The organism is Lederbergia ruris (genome assembly GCF_018332955.1).
Classification (GTDB): domain Bacteria; phylum Bacillota; class Bacilli; order Bacillales; family Bacillaceae_C; genus Lederbergia; species Lederbergia ruris.
Window position 1 is genome coordinate 171,078 of the sequence record NZ_BORB01000003.1, and the last position, 20,507, is coordinate 191,584.

The 20,507-nt window shown below is 39.1% G+C and carries 14 protein-coding genes and 1 pseudogene; 12 read left to right on the plus strand and 3 right to left on the minus strand.

What is annotated here, in order from left to right:
• The first annotated feature begins 16 nt into the window (after positions 1 to 16).
• The 6 genes from KI363_RS03215 (at position 17) to recQ (ending at position 10,512) form a co-directional block, all read left to right on the plus strand.
• Positions 17 to 3,508: a M60 family metallopeptidase gene (locus KI363_RS03215; protein WP_212965483.1), complete on the plus strand. Its 3,492-nt coding sequence runs from the start codon at positions 17 to 19 to the stop codon at positions 3,506 to 3,508.
• 84 nt (positions 3,509 to 3,592) lie between these two features.
• Entirely contained in the window at positions 3,593 to 5,674 is a 2,082-nt protein-coding gene (locus KI363_RS03220) for a polysaccharide lyase 8 family protein (RefSeq protein ID WP_212965484.1), read from the plus strand.
• Between the two features lie 11 nt (positions 5,675 to 5,685).
• On the plus strand, positions 5,686 to 7,059 hold the full coding sequence (locus KI363_RS03225) for a CBM96 family carbohydrate-binding protein (RefSeq protein WP_212965485.1): 1,374 nt from the start codon (positions 5,686 to 5,688) through the stop codon (positions 7,057 to 7,059).
• Between the two features lie 123 nt (positions 7,060 to 7,182).
• Complete coding sequence (locus tag KI363_RS03230) at positions 7,183 to 7,770, plus strand: CalY family protein (protein ID WP_212965486.1); 588 nt, start codon at positions 7,183 to 7,185, stop codon at positions 7,768 to 7,770.
• A 134-nt stretch (positions 7,771 to 7,904) separates the two neighbouring features.
• On the plus strand, positions 7,905 to 8,054 hold the full coding sequence (locus tag KI363_RS03235; RefSeq protein ID WP_191967333.1) for a hypothetical protein: 150 nt from the start codon (positions 7,905 to 7,907) through the stop codon (positions 8,052 to 8,054).
• 325 nt (positions 8,055 to 8,379) lie between these two features.
• Positions 8,380 to 10,512 (plus strand): DNA helicase RecQ, encoded by a 2,133-nt coding sequence (recQ, locus tag KI363_RS03240; protein ID WP_158320647.1) that lies wholly within the window; start codon positions 8,380 to 8,382, stop codon positions 10,510 to 10,512.
• Between the two features lie 170 nt (positions 10,513 to 10,682).
• Here the strand turns inward: recQ and KI363_RS03245 are convergent, their stop codons facing one another.
• Entirely contained in the window at positions 10,683 to 11,960 is a 1,278-nt protein-coding gene (locus tag KI363_RS03245; RefSeq protein ID WP_158320780.1) for a YjiH family protein, read from the minus strand.
• 285 nt (positions 11,961 to 12,245) lie between these two features.
• On the opposite strand from KI363_RS03245, the gene KI363_RS03250 reads away from it, so the two are divergent.
• A complete protein-coding gene (locus KI363_RS03250; protein ID WP_212965487.1) occupies positions 12,246 to 13,103 on the plus strand; it encodes a Cof-type HAD-IIB family hydrolase in 858 nt (285 codons plus the stop codon).
• A 159-nt stretch (positions 13,104 to 13,262) separates the two neighbouring features.
• Here KI363_RS03250 and KI363_RS03255 read toward each other — a convergent pair whose 3' ends face one another.
• On the minus strand, positions 13,263 to 13,823 hold the full coding sequence (locus tag KI363_RS03255; RefSeq protein ID WP_212965488.1) for an integrase: 561 nt from the start codon (positions 13,821 to 13,823) through the stop codon (positions 13,263 to 13,265).
• A gap of 169 nt (positions 13,824 to 13,992) precedes the next feature.
• Here KI363_RS03255 and KI363_RS03260 point away from each other — a divergent pair, with 169 nt between their 5' ends.
• The 4 genes from KI363_RS03260 (at position 13,993) to KI363_RS03275 (ending at position 19,223) form a co-directional block, all read left to right on the plus strand.
• Positions 13,993 to 14,676 carry a response regulator transcription factor gene (locus KI363_RS03260; RefSeq protein ID WP_158320650.1) on the plus strand — a complete coding sequence of 228 codons (684 nt, stop codon included), beginning with the start codon at positions 13,993 to 13,995 and terminating at the stop codon, positions 14,674 to 14,676.
• A 2-nt stretch (positions 14,677 to 14,678) separates the two neighbouring features.
• A complete protein-coding gene (locus KI363_RS03265; RefSeq protein ID WP_212965489.1) occupies positions 14,679 to 15,680 on the plus strand; it encodes a sensor histidine kinase in 1,002 nt (333 codons plus the stop codon).
• Between the two features lie 262 nt (positions 15,681 to 15,942).
• Positions 15,943 to 16,626, plus strand: a complete 684-nt coding sequence (locus tag KI363_RS03270) for an ABC transporter ATP-binding protein (protein WP_212965490.1) — start codon at positions 15,943 to 15,945, stop codon at positions 16,624 to 16,626.
• Positions 16,623 to 19,223, plus strand: a complete 2,601-nt coding sequence (locus KI363_RS03275) for an ABC transporter permease (RefSeq protein ID WP_212965491.1) — start codon at positions 16,623 to 16,625, stop codon at positions 19,221 to 19,223. Before KI363_RS03270 ends, KI363_RS03275 begins: the two co-directional genes overlap by 4 nt.
• A 132-nt stretch (positions 19,224 to 19,355) precedes the next feature.
• Here KI363_RS03275 and tnpA read toward each other — a convergent pair whose 3' ends face one another.
• Positions 19,356 to 19,760 (minus strand): IS200/IS605 family transposase, encoded by a 405-nt coding sequence (tnpA, locus tag KI363_RS03280; RefSeq protein ID WP_212965492.1) that lies wholly within the window; start codon positions 19,758 to 19,760, stop codon positions 19,356 to 19,358.
• An 80-nt stretch (positions 19,761 to 19,840) separates the two neighbouring features.
• On the opposite strand from tnpA, the pseudogene KI363_RS03285 reads away from it, so the two are divergent.
• Positions 19,841 to 20,507: pseudogene (locus KI363_RS03285) on the plus strand (RNA-guided endonuclease TnpB family protein); the annotation flags it as partial.

Sequence of the window (20,507 nt, forward strand, 5' to 3'; positions counted from 1 at the left end):
ATTAAGGAGAAGATGTATGTTGATAAAAAGGATTACGCAAATTTGCCTTGTTTTCCTAGTATTTAGTTCCGTTGCCCTTTCCGCTAGTGCAGAAAAACGAGGGGACGCAACAAAAAGGGGAGGTTCACCATTGGATGTTCCTATCAAACTAACAGAAAATCTACAGGAAGATTTAGCTATACTCTATCAGGATTTACAAGGTATCCCTGTTTATTCAGGTGGTGGGGTGGCAGCGACTGGAACAGAATCTTTCCCTGTTGTGGCACCCGAGGCCATTTCAGCGGTAGCGGCTGCTCATTACGGTAAAGGTCGTGTAGTGGTTGCCGGAAGTGGCCAATACCTTGATCTTTCTCAACCCCATGAAAATGAAAAAGGAATTTTCGCCCGAAATATTCTTTTGTGGTTAACGGATGAATGCAACTCAAACAATGGAGTTGGAAAAGATTACACAAATCGCTATGAGGAAGCACTTCAATCTAAGGATAAGAAAATTAGGTTGGTGACAACAGTTCCTGGTTTTTCAGTTAATCCTTCTCTTCCGATTGAGGTGACAAAAGTAGATAGTTGGGCGGCTGCAAATTTGGATCCTCAGAATGAGACGGTAGCCATTATTGATGGATCGATGGCAGAAGAGGATATTCCTTCTCTAAATCAATACATCAAAAATGGTGGAACAGCGGTAGTAATCGAAAATGGCGGCTCTTTAGTAGGGATCACACGAGATACGCCACTTGAAAGAAGATTACTCATCGGTAATTACAGGGGAGCAAGATTAAGCGAACATTTTGCTGTTCAAAAGTTTCTTAATCAAGTCGGCTTGTCTTTATTGAATTCAGGAGTATCTGCTTATAGCACGCCTACAACCATGACAGAGAAGGATGCTTACAACCAGCATTTGCTTAATCGGCTTCATGAAGCTAAGGAATTAGAAAATGGCAGCATCACGCTTGATGATATCGAAATAGGGGATGCTGATGCAGATGATAATCGGAAGCAGAAATTATTGTCAGATGTGGTGATTGAAGCATTAGAAAGCTTGTCCTCTGAATCTGACTTATATTCGTGGGCAACTCAAGAATCAGAAGCATTGGAACCGGCATCATTTCCAATGAAAAGACAAGAGAGCCCTTACAAAAGTGCTTTGTACAATTTTCAATTTAGTCATTTTACACTTGATGAGGGAAATGCGAAGTCAATTTACGCGGATGATTTTCCAGGCGTAGTTTCGGAAGATGCGAAAGTCGTTAATGGAAAAGAGATCGAGGTTGACTTTGATTTTCCGGACACAATGTACACTCGAGCTTTACCGAGTAAAAACTGGATAAGCACGGGATTGTATGCGACTCCAGGGGAAGTTGTTGAGGTCGAAGTTCCAGAGGGAACGGAAAATTTAACCGTTCAAATTGGCTCTCATGATGATGATCTACGAGGACTGGGCGAATGGAAGCGAGTACCACTCGTTGTCCATCATAAAAAACTTGATCCAGGTATTAACCGGGTCAGTAGTCCATACGGTGGTATGATCTATCTGATCCCGATGAAGCCGAAAGAAGATACACAAGTAAAGGTGAAAATAAGCGGTGCTGTCCAAGCCCCTTATTATGAATTAGGGAAAACAACGAAGGAAGAATGGGACCAGATGCGAAAGGCTCCGTCTACACCATTTGCGGAATTAAAATCGGATCGGATTAACCTCGTAGTTCCTTCGAAAGTGATAAAGGAGTTGGCAAATCCTGAAGAATTAATGAATACATGGGATTCAATTGTTTTACATTATGATGAGTTAGCTGGACTATCTCCCGATAAAGCGATGCCGAATAAGGCCCATCAACTTCCTTATTATTATGTAACAGATCGACAAATTAAAGGTGGAGCCATGCATGCGGGCTATCCGATTATGTTAACAGACAATCTTGCAGAACAATTGGTCGATGTTGACTATCTTACAACTAAAGCTTGGGGATTCTGGCATGAGTTAGGTCATGAATATGAGCAAAGACCTTGGCTGTTTGGAGATGCCAATGAAGTTCTTACCAATGTCTATTCATTATATATACAGGAACAATTCGGAAACCCGTCTGAGCTGCTGACTAAAACGGACGGAAAGGACTATTTCGAACGCGCTTTTGATTATTTAAATAGTGAAAATCCCGATAAGAAATACGGCGATAATGGACATTATGAACAACTCGTTTTATTTAGCCAGCTTCAGCTTGCATTTGGGTGGGATCTATTTACAGATTTACACACTCATTACCGCGAAATGGCCGACGATCAATTACCAAATACGAATCAAGAAAAAATTGATGAATTTGTTGTGGCGGCATCGAAATATTCTGGTCACAATCTTCTTGAGTTCTTCGATAGATGGGTAATTGGCCATTCTGATGTTGCGGAGCAAAGAGTAGAGGAAATGAATTTACCTGAACCAGAGGTCGACATCTGGACATTGAGAACTTGGAATCCGGGAGAGGTTGCACCTTCTGAAATCATTCTTGATCTCGATGATTTGCACCTTAATCGGACTCATTTAGGAGCAAGAGTTGAAGCAAAAGTATTGCCAGATAATGCTGTGAAAGATATCAAATGGTCAAGCAGTGATTCAACCGTTGCAACAGTAAACAACAATGGATATGTTTCAGCTATATCAGAGGGAACTGCGGTCATAACGGCGAAAAGTGTAAGAGACCCTAATGTAAGTGCTGAAATAACAGTGACAGTTGAAGATATGGAAGGGCTTAACATCCCGATTGCTGATGCGTATGTCAAAGATGGGGGATCAGCTAATACCAATTTTGGTAGCGATCCTTTGTTATCGGTCAAAAGTGATATACCCGGATTTGCACGGAGATCATATCTGAAATTCAACACAAGTCAGATCGATCATGATCATGTTGAATCTGTTGTACTAAGGCTCTATGCAGAATCTGTCAATAGTGAACCAGAGAGAACAATAGACGTTTATGTTACGGACGATCAATGGAATGAGTCAACCATTACGTGGAATAACGCACCTGAAGGCTCAGAACTATTAGCTAGTACCATCGTTACGAAAGAAGGAGAATGGTATGAATTTGATTTGACAGAGTACTTTAAGTCGAATGAATTAGAGGAATCCATTTCCTTTCTTATTATGAATCCTGGGCCACATTCCCAGAAGAATGATGTTGCTTTTACATCAAGGGAAGGAGAGGGAAATAGCCCTGAGCTGGTAGTCAAATTGGATCAAGAACCTGATCCCGTAGTGAGCGCTAAAAGTATAAAAGAGCTAGTGGAGCAATTAGAGCAATCCGAAGAGTTTCCAAATGCCGATGCTCCCCACTCTTTGAAACTACATTTAACAGCTGTGAATCATTTTGAAGAACAAGAGAAAGGTAAAAAAGTAGTAAAGCATATGGAAGGCTTTAAACAATTACTAGATAATCAGAAGGAAAATAAATTGCTTTCTGACCATGCGTACAATCTTTTAAAGTCCAACTCCGAATCTTTAATCAAAAAGTGGAAATAAGGTTTTAAAATGGAACCCTGTGATAACAAACTAGTTCTATCGCAGGGGGGGCTCCATTTTAAATAGGAATAAGGGGTGCCTAATTTGAAAAAAGCCTTTTTCTTTGTTCTGACTGTAGGGTTGATCGTAAGTATGTTCTTACCAATGGGTAAAATCCAGGCCGCAGGAGGGGAAGAGTTAGAGTTGCAGAGCTATGAGAAGATGCGGGGGAAATGGTTTAATCGTTTAACCGGGAATGATCAATATAACCCCAATGATCCACATATCGCTGCGTATGTTGAAAATTTAGCTTCCAAAGTGACAAACGATCAGCAAACAGGTTATTGGGATACATTGGACCGTTCCAAAGATCGTGGTCATCTCTGGGGCGATTTAACTAGTACTAGTAATTCAGACGATATCTCAACCAATTATTATCGCTTAAGAGATATGGCCTATGCCTATGTTATGAAAGGTTCTAAATTATATCAAAATGAGGAACTGCGTGAGGATATTATCAATGGGTTGGATTGGATGTACGCGAACCGCTACAACGAAAACCAGCCTCAATATGGAAACTGGTGGAATTGGGAGATTGGCGCTCCAGCAGCACTGAAAGATTTGTTGGTTTTGATGTATGACGATCTGACTGAATCGCAAATGGCGGATTATATCAAGGCGATTGACAATTTTGTACCGAATTCCACGGATCGGGTTCGTTTTCCAGGAGTGATTGAAACAGGGGCGAATCGGACGGATAAAGCACTGATTGTGAGTGTTAGAGGGATTGTTGGAAAAAATGGGAATAAAATCGCGGAAGCACGAGATGCGCTAAGTCGGGAATTCAAGTATACAACAAGCGGTGATGGATTTTATCAAGATAGTTCCTTCATTCAACATGATCATGTCCCTTACACAGGAAGCTATGGTTCCGTATTAGTAGATGGGCTTTCTAATCTATTATCCCTTTTACAGGAAACACCATGGGAAGTAACCGATCCGAATGTTAAAAATGTCTATCATTGGGCAAAGGATTCATTTGCACCTTTAATGTATAAAGGAGCGATGATGGATATGGTGAGGGGACGAGCCATTTCCAGGCAAAATTCTAGCGATCATACGACAGGAAGAACGATTACGCTCAGTCTTCTACGTTTGACGGAAGGCCTTCCACCAGAGCAAGCCGTGGAAATAAAAAGCATGGTGAAAGAATGGATTCAGTCAGATACAACCTTTGATGACTATTTTGCAGGCCTTAATATTTATGATGTCATTCTTGCTAAAAATCTAATGAACGATAGCAGTATCGAACCGAGTGGTGATATGACTAAGAAGCAGGTATTCGCGGCAATGGATCGAGTTGTTCATCACCGACCGGAATTCGCGCTTGGGATTAGTATGTCATCCAAACGGATCTCCAGTATGGAAATGGGAACACACAGTGGGGCAGAAAATACGAAAGGTTGGCACACGGGTTACGGAATGACCTACTTATATAATGGTGACCTTAAGCAATACAGTCATGATTATTGGCCGACAGTTGACATGTTCCGTCTCGCCGGAACAACGACAGATGGAGCAAAGGGAAGTCCACTTGAATCATGGTCACCTTATTTTAGCTCAAAGACGTGGGTGGGCGGTTCAACCATGGATGGATTATATGGAGCCGCAGGAATGGAATTTGATCTTGAAAACAGCACACTAACAGGTAAAAAATCCTGGTTTATGTTTGATGATGAGATCGTTGCAGTAGGTTCAGGAATTACGGGTAACGATGATCGAAAGGCAGAAACCATTATTGAAAATCGGCAGTTAAATCATAATGGGGATAATCGTTTGATTGTTGATGGGGAAACACAGTCAAATGACACAGGATGGAAGGAATCATTGGATCAAGTCAAATGGGCCCATTTACAAGGGAATGTCGCTAAATCAGACATTGGTTATTTCTTCCCAGAAAATTCCCCGGTTTCCGCTTTGCGTGAATCGAGAACAGGTTCTTGGTCCGATATTAATGTTGATGGTTCCAGTGATCCGATAACAAGACATTATCTAAGCCTAGCATTTGATCATGGGGTGAATCCTAAAGAAGCAGATTACGAGTATGTCTTACTTCCGGGAAAACCACCGAGGAAACAGAGCAATATGCGCAGAATCCGGATATCGAAATTCTTGAAAACAGTGTAAACGCTCACGTCGTGAAAGAACGTAATCTTGGTATTTTGGCTGCAAACTTTTTCGAAACCTTACCACATAAAGTGGGTATGATTCGTTCGTATGGGCCGTCCTCTGTCATGGTACAAGAAAAGGGCGACGAATTAACATTATCGGTATCTGACCCAACACAAACCCAAGATAAAATCAAACTTGACCTTGGGAAAATCAGCTTACAAGTTATTAGTCAAGACGATACGATCAAAGTATCAGAAAAAGAAACGTATACAGAAATTGACATTGATGTATCTGGCTCAAAAGGGAAGACACATACGTTGAAACTCAAAATTGATGAAAAAGCAGGCGAGCTTCCAGAGGAAATTTTACCTACTGAAATTGTTCTTGATCAAGATGAAATACATCTCAACTCAACAAATTTTGGTGTTGCTGTTAACGCAAAAGTGTTGCCAGAGAATACTTGGATGAAAGAAATCAAATGGTCAAGCAGCAATCCTTCCGTCGCTACGGTAACTGACAATGGTTATATAGCAGCTGTCTCAGAAGGAACAGCGACAATAACGGCAGAAAGTGTAAGGGATGCCAAAGTAAAAACAGAAATAACGGTATTGGTTGAGAATATGGAAGGGTTTTATATCCCGATTGCAGATGCCTATGTCCAAAGTGGAGGTTCCGCTAATAAAAACTTTGGAGGTGACCCTTCATTAGTTGTCAAAAGTGATATATCTGGTTATGGACGTAAGTCATACTTGAAATTCGATGTGGGCCAGATCGATCGTGATAAGGTTGAATCTGTCGTACTCAGGCTATATGCGAAGGGTGTGAACAGTGATCCAGAAAGGACGATCAACATCTATGAAACAGACCATCATTGGGATGAGTCCGCCATCACATGGAATAACGCACCTGACGGATCAGATCTATTATCAAGTACCGTTGTGACGAAACAAGGGGAATGGTATGAATTTGATTTAACAGAGTATTTTAAAGCAAACGAATTAGATAGTATTATTTCCTTCCTTGTCATGAATCCGGGGCCTAATACACAAAAGAACGATGTTTCCTTTACATCGAGGGAAAGCGATGAGAACAAGCCCCAGCTTATCGTTAGGTCGGACCATGAACTGGATCCTGAGGTTAGTGCCGACAGTATGAAAAGTTTGGTTGAGCAATTGGCAGAGGAAGGGGAATTTGCGGATGATCGAGTTCCTCATGCCCTAAAGATTCATTTAACAGCAGTATCTCATTTTGAAGAGCAAGAGAAGGCCGATAAAGTGGTCAAGCATATGACTAGCTTCAAGCCTTTACTCGATCAATATAAAGAAAAAAGGCAAATATCAGAGAATGCCCATCATCTTCTTGAGACCAATGCTAAACGGTTGATGGAAAAATGGCAGTAAATATTCAGTGAGAAAATCGCTGTTTATTCAAATATTCATTTACAAAATGATTAAAAGTGGTGGTCACATCTCTATATGAATAGGAGATGTTAACATAAATTAAACATAGGGAGGAAAATGGAGATGGATATCAAAAAGCAATTAAGTATGGGGCTAATGTCAGCGGTACTTGGGGTTACATTATTAGCGGGAGGTACCTATGCTTATTTTAGTGACAGTGTTGAAACGAATAACACGTTTGCGGCAGGAACCTTGGATCTTGCGGTTGCCCCTACAGAGATTATTAATGTAGACACGATGAAGCCAGGAGATTCTTTTATCCGTGACTTTGAACTGCAAAATAACGGTACCCTTGATATTGGAAAAGTCTTGCTAGAAACAGATTATACGGTGAACGATGCCAACGGGGATAATACGGAAGACTTTGGCGAACATATCCAGGTCGAGTTTTTGTATAATGCAGACAAGCTTGACGAAGTCATCTATGAAACAACTTTAGCTGAATTGAAAAATATGAAACCGGAAGCCGTGAATGAACATATCTTTTACCCATTGTTGGGTGAAAAGGGCTTGCCCGTTGGCGATACCGATGATCTTGTCGTGAAATTTAACTTTGTCGATAATGGAAAAGATCAAAACCAATTCCAAGGGGATTCTATTAATCTGACTTGGACATTCAATGCTCAGCAAACAGAAGGAGAGCAAAGATAAATCAAGTGCCCGGTTTCCCTAGCCAATAGGAGAAACCAGGCATTTTAAGTTGGAATGCGCTTCCAGTCACTCATTGACGAACATTGTCGGACTGGCTATACTATATATCCCCTGATGAAAGGGGGTGAGTAGGTATGGAGGATGTGCTAATTTCCCTAACGTCTGTTGTGAATCTAATTGTTGCTGTTATTAATTTAACTGTCGCAATTATAAACAGCCGAAGAAAGGAAAAAGACCCTCGCTCGGCAAAGCGAAAGTCTCAAAACACATCTAAGGATTTTTGAGGGGGTTTCCCCTCTCTATTCCTTACCCATATTCTACTCTTAGTATATAATAATTATTCTAAATTTACAAGAAAAGAGGTTATGTGTATGTTATGGCTCGCTTTATCGATATCCATTATTGCCCTGATCATTTCCGTCTACACCCTAAAAACTGTGCTAAAAAAAGAGTGAAGATCTGAGCAAAGATCAACCTAAACTTTATTCTTCCAATAAAAGTCCACATAAAAGTCAATTCCTATATTCCCCGCAATGCCGATCCTTAAACTGAAAAGGAAGGCTTATTTTTGGTATACTATCCTTATCTATTTAATTGGAGGGTCGTTCATTGTTGACCAAAGGAAAACAATTGCTTCAAACCCATTTCGGATATAATCAATTTCGAAAAGGGCAGGAGGAAATCATTCAAAAGGTTTTAACGGGAAAGGATACACTTGCGATTATGCCAACAGGTGGGGGAAAATCCATCTGTTATCAAATTCCGGCAATGATGTTACCGGGTGTGACCATTGTGATTTCCCCGCTAATATCATTAATGAAAGATCAGGTTGATGCCCTAGAGAAGGCCGGTATTCCTTCAACCTATATTAATAGCGGTGTTTCTAATGATGAAATCCAGCAACGGCTTGCCGATGTTTATAACGGTGAGTATAAACTTGTCTATATTGCACCTGAACGATTAGAAGTTGCTTCTTTTAGAAAAATCATGGACAGCATTCATATTTCTTGCTTAGCTATTGATGAAGCGCATTGCATTTCCCAATGGGGACATGACTTTCGCCCTAGCTATTTACTAATCAAACGTTTGATTAATGATATTCAACCTAAACCGGTAGTCCTTGCTTTAACCGCAACTGCCACCCCACAAGTTCAGCAAGATATTTGTGAGCTTCTTCATATTGAAGATGAAAATGTTGTCATGACAGGCTTTGAACGGGAAAATCTTCATTTTCAAGTCGTGAAAGGGCAGGATCGTGATCGCTTTTTAATGGATTATCTGGAGAAAAATCAAGGACAATCCGGTATTATTTATGCGGCCACAAGAAAAGAGGTAGACAGGCTTTATCAATTATTGGATAAAAGAGGGGTACTAGTAGGCAGATACCATGCAGGTTTATCAGAAAAAAAACGAAACGAAGAGCAAGAACGATTTTTATATGATGATGTAACGGTGATGGTTGCGACAAATGCTTTTGGGATGGGGATTAATAAATCAAATGTCCGCTTTGTCGTTCATTACCATATTCCGCGAAATATGGAATCGTATTATCAAGAGGCTGGGCGCGCGGGCCGAGATGGGGAAGAAAGTGATTGCATTCTCTTGTTTGCTCCCCAAGATACCCATATTCAATCCTTTTTAATTGAGCAATCCGATATGGATGAACAGAGAAGAGAAAATGAATACGGCAAATTGCGAAAAATGGTCGCTTATGGACATACGGAATCTTGCCTGCAACAATACATTCTTCATTATTTTGGAGAGGAAGACCCACCCGAATGTGGAAAATGCGGCAATTGCACAGATGAACGTGAACAAATTGATGTAACAAGGGATGCCCAGATGGTACTTTCCTGTATTCGTAGAATGAAGGAACGATTTGGGAAAACAATGGTTGCCCAAGTGTTAACAGGATCAGCTAGTCAAAAGGTGAAAAACTTTGGCTTTCAGAACCTATCAACCTATGGGATTATGAAGGAAAAATCACAAAAAGAGGTCAATGAGTTTATTGACTTTTTAACTGCAGAAGGCTATTTAAAACCCACAGATGGTACCTATCCCATCCTGATGTTAACGGAAAGAGCTGGCGATATTCTTAAGGGGAAAGAACCTGTTTTACGTAAAGAAAAAGTACAAATCTCTAGAATTGTAGAAGATGATGAGCTGTTTGAACGTCTGCGCCAATTAAGAAGGGAAATTGCAGAAGAAGAAAAGGTTCCTCCCTATATTATCTTCTCTGATGTTTCATTAAAAGAAATGAGTGGGCGGTTACCATTAAATGATCAAGAATTTATGCAAATCAAAGGGGTAGGGGAACGAAAATTAGAGGCCTATGGGGAGAGATTTCTTCAGGCCATACAACAATATTGTGAAGAAAAGGGGATCGAAAGAAAAGCCTTTTCTCCACCCCCAATGGAAAAAGAGGTCATTTCCCAAGGCTCAAAAGAACCGAGCCATCAGATAACATACCAATTATTGCTAGAGGGGATGGACATTCCGGAGATCGCGGCGAAACGCGGTCTTTCTACAAGAACCGTAGAAAGTCATATTGTAAAATGTGATCAAGAAGGTCTGACCGTTCAATGGGATCAATTCCTTCCACATGAATTTGAGCCACTGATTGCAAAGGCGGTAAATGAGGCCGAGACAACGAGATTAACCCCGATAAAGGAATTATTACCTGAAGACATTAGCTATTTCATGATTCGCGCTTATCTTCAGAAAGCTCAAAAGACAGAGTAACAATACAAAAAGAAGCTGAACCCATGAGTATTTCATAGGTCCAGCTTTTTTTAAAGAATAATAAAGTATAAATTTGGGCTAATATTGGATCCAGCTCCAGCGCCCAGCGACTAGCAAACTTTCGGTGCCTTCCTACGATAAGTCAACATCGGCTCCTTCGCTTTTCTTATTTAAAAAATAATATGGGCAATGCCGGCGATGATCGGCAAGGTAATAATCGTCCTGAGAAGGAAGAGCACGATTAAATCCTTCATATTAACAGGGATTTTTGAACCGATTAACAGACCGCCCACTTCAGACATATAAATGAGCTGTGTAACGGAAACGCCCGCAATGACAAAACGAGTCATGTCAGACTCAATTCCGTCAGCTAAAATAGTTGGCAAAAACATATCGGCAAAACCGACTACAAAAGTCTGGGAAGCCGCCTGCGCTTCGGGAATACCTAGGACTTGTAATATAGGAATAAATGGTAACCCCAGCCATTGAAAAATCGGCGTATATTCTGCAATGATAAGAGCTAAGGTGCCGAGCGCCATAACGACAGGCGTCACACCCAACCACATATCGATAATGTTTTTACATCCATCTGAAAGAAATCCTTTCACACTGCTACTTTTTTTCGCTTGTATTTGCGCTTGTTCCAAACCATAGCCCAGTCGACTGTATCCATCAGGGATAAGTTCGGACGTATCATCTTGTTCTTTCCCATTTGCATACGTATTTTCTTTCTTGGAGAGCGGCCAGATGCGTGGCAAAATAATCGCAGCAACAACACCTGACAAAGTAATCGCAAAATAATAAGGAGCAAAATAGTTCATTAATCCGACTTGTTTTAAGACGACAATACTAAACGTGATCGAAACAACGGAGAAAGTTGTCCCAATAATCGCTGCTTCTCGTTTTGTATAATGACCTTCTTCGTATTGTCTGCTAGTCAACAACACGCCAATTGTACCATCTCCTAGCCACGAGGCTAAAGCATCAATGGAAGAACGACCAGGTAATTTAAAAATCGGTCGCATAACCTTCGTCATTAAAGCCCCAAATAACTCTAACAAACCAAAGTTCAATAAAAGAGGTAATAATAAGCCAGCAAAAAGAAATACCCCAAAAAGAACCGGCAATAAATTATATAGCAAATTGGCTCCAGTACTCTTAGACCATACTGCCTCAGGCCCAATCTTAAAATAGACCATAACAGCAAAAATAAAAGCGAGTATTCTAGCGACCACCCAGATAGGATGGACGTCAAATAAATTAGTAAAGAAGGGGGAGTTTTTTATAAAAGCTGGTTTTATTGTTTTTGCGATGATTGTGCCAATTAAGGAGAATAAAAGAATCCAAACCATAATAGCTGGAATAACTGGCCCGATTAAATCCTGAATAAGATCAGATAAAACCGCAATTGGAATGGTTACCCCTTCAGAAGAAGGAATAGGAATCATAAATAGAAAAATCCCAATTAAAGATGGAATTAAAAATAATAGAAAATTGCCTAACGAAAAAGTCTTCTTGTTCAAAACGTTCACCTTTCATATCTATAAATTTACTTCTCTATTCTAATGTATATTTATTAATAAATCCACATAATCATACTGGCAATATAATGAAAAGAAGAAATTACTTGTAAAGGAATGATAAAGTAGATGATGGAAGATATTTTGGATTTTTGCATTGCTGCTTTAGATTCGCTATGATTATTTGATAAGAGGATTAAAGGAGCTTGAAACATGGTAAAATGTATTGCATCAGATATGGATGGGACATTATTAAATTCACAAGGGTTGATTAGTGCGGAAAATAAGCGGGCGATCCAATTAGCGAAAGAAAAGGGCATCGAATTTTTAGTAGCTACAGGACGATCTTGGGAAGAAGCGCGCTATGTATTAGATAAAGAAGAAATTGATTGTGCGGCTATTTGTGTGAATGGGGCGGAAATTCGCTCAAGTAAAGGGGATATCCTTTATTCTATTGGGATGGATGGAGAAACGGCTGAAAAAGTAGCCAAAGTATTTGACGAAGTGGGCATGTATTTCGAATTGTACACACCTGAAGGGACTTTTACAGCTGATGAAGAGTTAGGGATCCAATCCCTTGTAGATATTTATCATACAGCCGACCCCTCAGAGGATGTGGATAAAATCCGTGATTCAGTGAAAAGGCGATTTACACATAGTTCTCTTCGGGTTGTCGATCAATATCAAGAAATCTTTCTAGCTAAGAATTGTCATATTTACAAATTCCTCGCCTTTTCTATGGATGAGGATTTATTATTAACAGTAAGCGAGCGATTGAAAGAAATTGAAGGCATTCATGTTACTTCTTCTGGACGCCATAATATAGAAGTGGGTCATAGCGAAGCACAAAAAGGAATAGCTTTGAAAAAATGGACGGAAAAATTAGGAATCTCCCTTCAAGATACAATGGCGATCGGGGATAATTATAATGATCTCTCCATGTTTGAAATAGTTGGACATTCCTTTGCAATGGGAAATGCTGAACAAGCGATTAAAGAGGTTTGTCGATATATAACAGATACAAATTCAGAGGATGGCGTAGCAAAAGCAATAAGGAAGTTAATTGAATGATCTTCGGATTTGAATCAGAGTAAAGGGAAGATGTCCATCATCGTGAATTTGACCGATGAGACATCTTCTTTTTATACTGAAAGGGGCAAGCTTCCTTCTCATCATAAAAAACAAGCGATAGAAGAAATCGAAGCGAAAATCAGCTTGCAAAAGAAGTTTTTAAATAGCGATTGGCTCTACTATAGCCACTTTCAGTTTATGATAGATTAACAAATCACGATTATACTGTGCTGTATAGGTTAGTAAGCTGTTCCATTCTACTTCTTCCATTATCGGCCAATCTACAATTTGATAGATTTGATTAAGTGTGCGAGCGTTAAGCCAGGCTGTTTCTTCAAAAACGTAGTTCATTTCATGCTCTTCAAGATCCCATTGAAAAAGCTCCATATTTTTCCTTCTTTCTGAGTAAGGATGGGCTTTTTTTATTTGATAAATATGATAGGATTTTGGGATAGAGGCAAAGAGAGCATCACGGTCAAGAGAATGTCCTAATTCATGAAGTGTCAAGGTTTGAACAAAACTTCTAAAAGGAATTGATTGACACATTTCTTTATGAGAGTGGATTAAACGTGTCGGGTTAAAGGAAATAAGATTGTCTAAGAAGTTATAACTCATATTGACCCCTGTAGATCGTTGTTTAATAGGCATAGGTAATTGGACTGTCTCCATTATTTCTCGGATCCAACCTTTTATTTGTTTACTAAGAATTCTTCTATTCAATTTTTCCCCTCTTTTTGACTATAGGGTGAGGCCATATTACTTTGACATGGCACACACCGATTTTTTAATATTGTATTCTACTCTTTATTATAATATGAAACGATTTATTTGCACTAGGAGAAAGTGAATATTTTCATAAATAATGAAGTGGGACAGGACTGGTGAATATATGAATATTTTAATTGTAGAAGATGATAAAACAATTGCATCAGGATTAGAATACTCACTCAAGCAGGAGCAATTTTCAACGAAGCTATGCTATGATGCTACATCAGCAAAAAAGCTCTTAACTGAAAAACGACATGAATTTGATTTATGTCTATTCGATTTATCTTTGCCAGATGGAAGTGGTTATGAATTATGCGAGTTGGCGAAGCAGGATGCGGATCTCCCTGTTATTTTTTTAACCGCGATTGACGACGAAGTGAATGTCGTGATGGGACTAGATATGGGGGCGGATGACTATATCACAAAGCCATTTCGGATTCGCGAATTACTCTCGCGGATTAAATCTGTATTACGCCGATATCAAAAGCAGCCGAAGTCAACTTCATTCATTGACATTGAGAATATCCGCATTCATCTTCTAGAAGGAAAGGTATATAAAAATGGTGAGGAAATAGTTTTGACCGCGCTGGAATACCGGCTGTTATTAATCTTCGCCAATCATATTGGCCAAGTTCTATCGCGCAATCAGCTCCTAGAGCAAATATGGGATGTGGCTGGGGATTTTGTGAATGATAATACATTAACAGTTTATATCAAAAGACTGCGTGAAAAATTAGAAGATGATCCGCAAAAACCAAAAATGATTAAAACCATTCGTGGTTTAGGATACAAGGTTGGGGATTAAAGATGTTTCGTAATCGTGAAATTCAAATTTTCATCTGGGGGATGGGATGTATTAGTATCATCGCGGTTGTAATCGGGAGTTTTATTTCTCCCGCCGCAGTGATCACGATCTTTATGACAGTCCTTTTATTGTTGGGATGCAGCTTTATTATGACTCGCTGGCGATATCGTGAGATCGAAAAATTGTCCGAGTATTTACGAAAAATTCGCGCAGGAGATTATTCTCTCGATGTTCGTGATAATCGTGAAGGCGAGTTAAGTATTTTAAAAAGCGAAATTTATAAAGTGACCTTAATGTTATCGGAACAGAGGGCTCTTTTACAAGAGGATAAAATTCGGTTGACGAATGCCATTTCGGATATTTCTCATCAACTGAAAACCCCCATCACTTCTATGACCGTGATGGCGGATTTATTAAGTGATGATGACTTGCCTTTTGAAAAACGAAAAGAATTTGTTCACAATATTCAAGTCCAACTAGAGCGAATTGAATGGCTTGTGTCCTCTTTATTGAAATTATCGAAAATTGATGCTGGTACGGTGATTTTTAAGAAAGACCAGGTCAATGTAAAGGAATTGATTCAAAAGTCTCTAAAGCCTGTTCTGATTCCTATGGATATTAAAGCGCAAACCGTTTCCGTCACTGGTGACCCACAAGTATCTTTTAAAGGCGATCTGAATTGGACAGTGGAGGCGTTAATCAACATTCTGAAAAACTGTGTAGAACATACGAGGATTGGCGGGGCCATCACGATTACCTTTGGAGAAAATGCCCTTTTTACGGAAATCGTGATTGCAGATAACGGGAAAGGCATTTTGAAGGAAGATCTGCCTTATATTTTTAAACGCTTTTACAAAGGAAAAACCGGAAGTGAAGAGAGTGTTGGGATTGGACTCGCCATGGCCCACGGCATCATCACAAGCCAAAGCGGTTCCATTGATGTACAGAGTGAAGTAGGTAAAGGCACAAAATTTCATATAAAAATGTACAAACAGGTTATATAATATGATTTTTGCCGAATCAGGAAATGTGAAGGAAACCCATAAAGGATCGGAGAAACCCATAAGGTTCAGCAGAAACCCATAAAGAAGCAAAGAAACCCATAATGGATAAATAAGCACCTGATTTATGGCAACGCCAAATTTTACAATGCAAACCCTATAAACTTATCTTCTTAAAGTGACGAATTTGTCACTTAATAGTCACCTGAAAGTCATTTTAGATAGATAGACTAATGATAACAGTTAAAACGATGGAGGTTTTACGATGGAAATTTTAAGAATTGAGCATCTATCTAAAATGTATGGAAAAGGGGAGACCGCCGTTAAGGCGTTAGACGATGTTTCCTTGTCCATTAACAAGGGTGAGTTCGTGGCGATTATTGGGCCATCTGGTTCTGGGAAATCGACACTTTTGCATCTGCTTGGCGGTGTGGACCGACCATCAAGTGGAAAGGTTTTTGTCGACAACACGGATATTTATGATTTGAATGAAACACAATTGGCGATTTTTAGGCGCCGGCAAATCGGACTTATTTATCAGTTTTATAATTTAATCCCGGTGCTTACTGTTGAAGAGAATATTACTTTACCCCTTTTACTGGACGGTCATAAGGTGGATAAAAAACAATTCAATGATATTGTCAGGAGCCTTGGATTGGAAGAACGGCTAAATCACTTACCGAATCAGCTTTCCGGCGGCCAACAACAAAGGGTTTCGATTGGGAGAGCGTTAATATGTAACCCAGCCTTAATGCTGGCGGACGAGCCCACAGGGAATCTAGATAGCAAGAATAGTAGTGAAATCATTGACCTTTTAAAAATGTTTAATAAAACGTACAACCAGACATTGATTGTGATTACACATGATGAGCGGATTGCCCTGCAAGCGGATCGAGTGATTGCCATTGAGGATGGTCACATCACCAAAGATGAGGTGGTTCGTCCATGAATATTGTCAACAAATTGACAATCAGACATTTAAAACAAAATAAAAGGCGAACACTTGTCACGATTATTGGTGTCATTATTTCGGTCGCGATGTTAACCGCTGTTGCTACGATCGGCGTTTCCTTTATGGATTTGCTGAAAAGACAAACGATTGCGGAGGGAGGGAATTGGCATGTTCTTTATCACGATTTGAACGAAAAACAGCTTGAAGCCGTGCAAAAAGATCCTAATACAAAAGAAGTCATTTTATCGAAAGATCGTGGCTATGCCACTTTGGAAGGTGGTAAGGATCCGTACAAGCCCTATCTGTTTATAAAAGAATATAATGAAAAAGGTTTTGCACAATTCCCGATTGAATTGAGTTCAGGGCGTTATCCACAAAAGGCAAATGAAGTAGTGATTTCAGATGAGATTAAGAAAGGGGCTGGCGTAGACTATAAAATCGGTGATGTCTTAAAGCTTGATGTTGGAAAGCGCCATGCCCTTGATGAAGAAATCAATGAACCATTGGATCAATCCTTCTCTTATATGACTGATCAAAATGGTAAGAGTGAGGAAAAATTAGTAGATTTAAAGACGGAAGAATATACAGTTGTCGGGACGATCAAACGGCCAACTTGGGAACAACCCTGGGCACCTGGCTATACAATTCTTTCCTATCTTGATCAAGAAAAAATGAAGGAAGTTAATACATCAGTTGTATTAAAAAAGCTAAAAGGTTCTCTTTTTGCTGATACAGAGAAGTTCGCTAAAGCCAATAAAATTGAAGATCAACAATACGAATTCAATTATGACTTATTGAATTATTCCGGGATAATAAAAAACGGGGGCATGCGGACAACACTTTATACTTTATCAGCGATCATTATGACAATCATTATTGTTGGCTCTGTTTCTTTGATTTATAACGCTTTTGCTATTTCTGTAGCCGAGCGTTCGAGACATTTGGGTATGCTCTCAAGTGTTGGAGCCACAAGAACGCAAAAAAGAAATTCCGTCTTTTTTGAAGGAGCGGTAATTGGCCTTACTAGTATTCCTATTGGGATTATTGCCGGCCTTGTCGGAATGGGGATTACTTTTATGTTCATCAATAAGATGATCGAAGGGGCTCTCGGCATAAGTGAGAAACTAGAGGTAACGGTGACATTTGGATCGATCCTGGTTGTTGTACTCGTTTCCATTTTAACGATATTCATTTCAACCTTTATTCCAGCAAAAAGAGCCTCGCGCATTTCCGCGATTGATGCGATTCGCCAAACAAAGGATTTGAAATTAACGAGAAAAGCGGTAAAAACCTCCAAGCTTGTTCGGAAAATGTTCGGAATGGAGGCGGAAATCGGCTTAAAGAATTTAAAAAGAAATAAGCGTAGATATCAAGCAACTGTTTTTTCCCTAGTGATAAGTATTATTCTATTTCTTTCTGTCTCCTTCTTCACAGATAATCTGAAGAAATCCCTTGAACTTTCCCAAGTAGGTGGTGCCGATTATGATATCTATATCGAATTAGGGCATGAGGGAGATGACCAGTTTGTTCAATCGATTGTATCAATGGATGATGTGACAGAGTATAACATTATAAAGGATGTGCCTGGCAAAAGTATCACCTCTTGGGTAGACAAAGATATGGCAGGAGACCAGTTGCAGACAACGGCCGACTTTAAAGAACAGTTTAAGGATGGTAAATATCAATATTATATCAACCTTTACGCTCTGAATGACGAAAGCCTAAAGTCTTATGCTGATCAAGTTGGAGCGAATTATGAACAACTCCAAAATAGTTTATCAGCGATTGCAATCAATACCATTCAATATGAGGATGAAGAAGCGGGGAGGTATGTGGAAACAAAAAACATACACGCAAAAGTTGGGGACAAACTAAGTCTGAACACTGAAGATTGGGAGACAGAGAAAGAAGAAAAATTAGACCAAATCACAATTGCAGCATTGACTGATCAGAAACCAATGGGGGTATTCGACAACGGTGGAATTATTAATGTTGTTTTAATCGTCTCTGAATCTACTTTGAATCAATTAGGTGATGGGGTTTTAGTAGAAGAGGAAAATTCTCCATCCCTTTATTTAAAAAGTAAAGACCCTATAGATACTCAGAAGCAGATCGAAGAAATAGAAAATATTCGCCATTATGTAGAGAATTACTATAAAGATAGACAAGATAATCAACAAATGATTTTACTCATGTCCGTCTTTACTTATGGCTTTATTACCTTAATCACGCTCATTTCTATTGCAAATATCTTAAATACAATTTCTACAAGTATTTCTCTAAGAAAACGTGAATTTGCGATGCTGAAATCAATGGGAATGACGCCAAAAGGCTTTAATAAAATGATTAATTATGAAAGTATCTTTTACGGAATCAAGGCATTGTTATATGGACTTCCGATTAGTATTGTTATTATGTATCTCATGTATCGGGCATTGATGAATAGTTTTGATTATGTCTTTACGCTTCCGTGGTTAAGTTTGTTATACGCAGTGATAGCTGTTTTCCTAATTGTTAGCATTGCGATGTTATATTCAAGTGCCAAAGTGAAAAAGGAAAATATAATCGATGCCTTGAAGCAGGAGAATATTTGATGGAAGGGGCTTCTTGTCTAATTGACAGGGGAATTCTTAAGCGACATTCTGAGAGCATGGAGTTCCGAATGGTTCATTGAACAAAAAATCGAAGGTGCAGTCCCCTTCAAAATGCGCCGCATTTAGTGGGGGTTAGCCTTCGCGGTCTTGATTTTTGATATATTCCTTTATTACTGATATCGGTGCTCCCCCTGTTGTAAGCAGAAGGTAGCTTTTACTCCAAAAATACGGTTTCCAATAATAGGGTTTAAGATATTCCTCGAACTCTTTTCGTATATACCTGGAGGTCACGGTTTTAAAACTATTGACCGTATTCGATAAATGAATTTGCGGAGGAGCATCAAATAATATATGAAGATGGTCTTTTTCGGCATTTATTTCTAAAATTTCGCATTTCCACTTAGAAAACAAATCACAATCGATTTCTTCAAGGCGCTTTTTTACGGATTCGTTAATGACAGGGTGCCTATATTTTGTGGCAACAACTAAATGGTAAGTGAGTTTATATACAGCATGTCTATTTCTGTTATATTGCATTTTATAGCACTCCTTATTGAGCCAACAGCTAATTTATTATATAATGAGTATAACATAAAAAAGGGAAGGAGGGTTGCTCGATGAAACAAACAAAAACTATTTCAACAAAGGTAATCTCCCACGGATCAAAAACGTTTGATCCCACCCTAGAGATTTACAGAAGAGCGTTAGCTTTTATTGTTGATGTTATCAATAAAGAGTGGGACTCTTTAAACGGTTTAACAACAAAAGAAGTAACGGTTCTTGTTGAAAAACTGATACATCGTACAAAAAGCAACCCTTCTCCTAAATATGATTTCACAACCACTTTTTATAAGTTTCCTAGTTATTTTAGAAGATCCGCTATTTCCAAAGCTTTCGGTATTGTGAGTAGTTACAAATCCAATCTGGAAAATTGGGTAAAGGAAAAATCAACCGCTCTTGCGGGTGGCAAGAGATTTAAAAAGAAACCACCTACTCTATCTATTGATCACGAAGCTTTTCCAGTTTTTTATAAAACAAATATGTATGAAAAAACATCTACCAATCAAGTAAAATTAAAAGTTTTCTTAAAGAATGATTGGGTTTGGATCGATGTAACCATCAACGATAAGAATTTTAAAAAGAGAAATATTTCAGATTGGAAAGAAAACAATCCTACATTAGTGAAAAAAGGAAAAAAGTATTTCATTCACTTCTCCTACGAAAAAAATATTACATTAAACAACAAAAAAACAAAGGAACAAATCATTGTATCGGTAGACCTTG

Coding starts and splice junctions, on each gene's coding strand:
- KI363_RS03275 (WP_212965491.1), top strand. CDS start 16,623: ATGAATATTGTCAACAAATTGACAATCAGACATTTAAAACAAAATAAA.
- KI363_RS03215 (WP_212965483.1), top strand. CDS start 17: ATGTTGATAAAAAGGATTACGCAAATTTGCCTTGTTTTCCTAGTATTT.
- KI363_RS03265 (WP_212965489.1), top strand. CDS start 14,679: ATGTTTCGTAATCGTGAAATTCAAATTTTCATCTGGGGGATGGGATGT.
- tnpA (WP_212965492.1), bottom strand. CDS start 19,760: ATGCAATATAACAGAAATAGACATGCTGTATATAAACTCACTTACCAT.
- KI363_RS03245 (WP_158320780.1), bottom strand. CDS start 11,960: ATGATTCCTATTCCTTCTTCTGAAGGGGTAACCATTCCAATTGCGGTT.
- KI363_RS03235 (WP_191967333.1), top strand. CDS start 7,905: ATGGAGGATGTGCTAATTTCCCTAACGTCTGTTGTGAATCTAATTGTT.
- KI363_RS03250 (WP_212965487.1), top strand. CDS start 12,246: ATGGTAAAATGTATTGCATCAGATATGGATGGGACATTATTAAATTCA.
- KI363_RS03230 (WP_212965486.1), top strand. CDS start 7,183: ATGGATATCAAAAAGCAATTAAGTATGGGGCTAATGTCAGCGGTACTT.
- KI363_RS03270 (WP_212965490.1), top strand. CDS start 15,943: ATGGAAATTTTAAGAATTGAGCATCTATCTAAAATGTATGGAAAAGGG.
- KI363_RS03260 (WP_158320650.1), top strand. CDS start 13,993: ATGAATATTTTAATTGTAGAAGATGATAAAACAATTGCATCAGGATTA.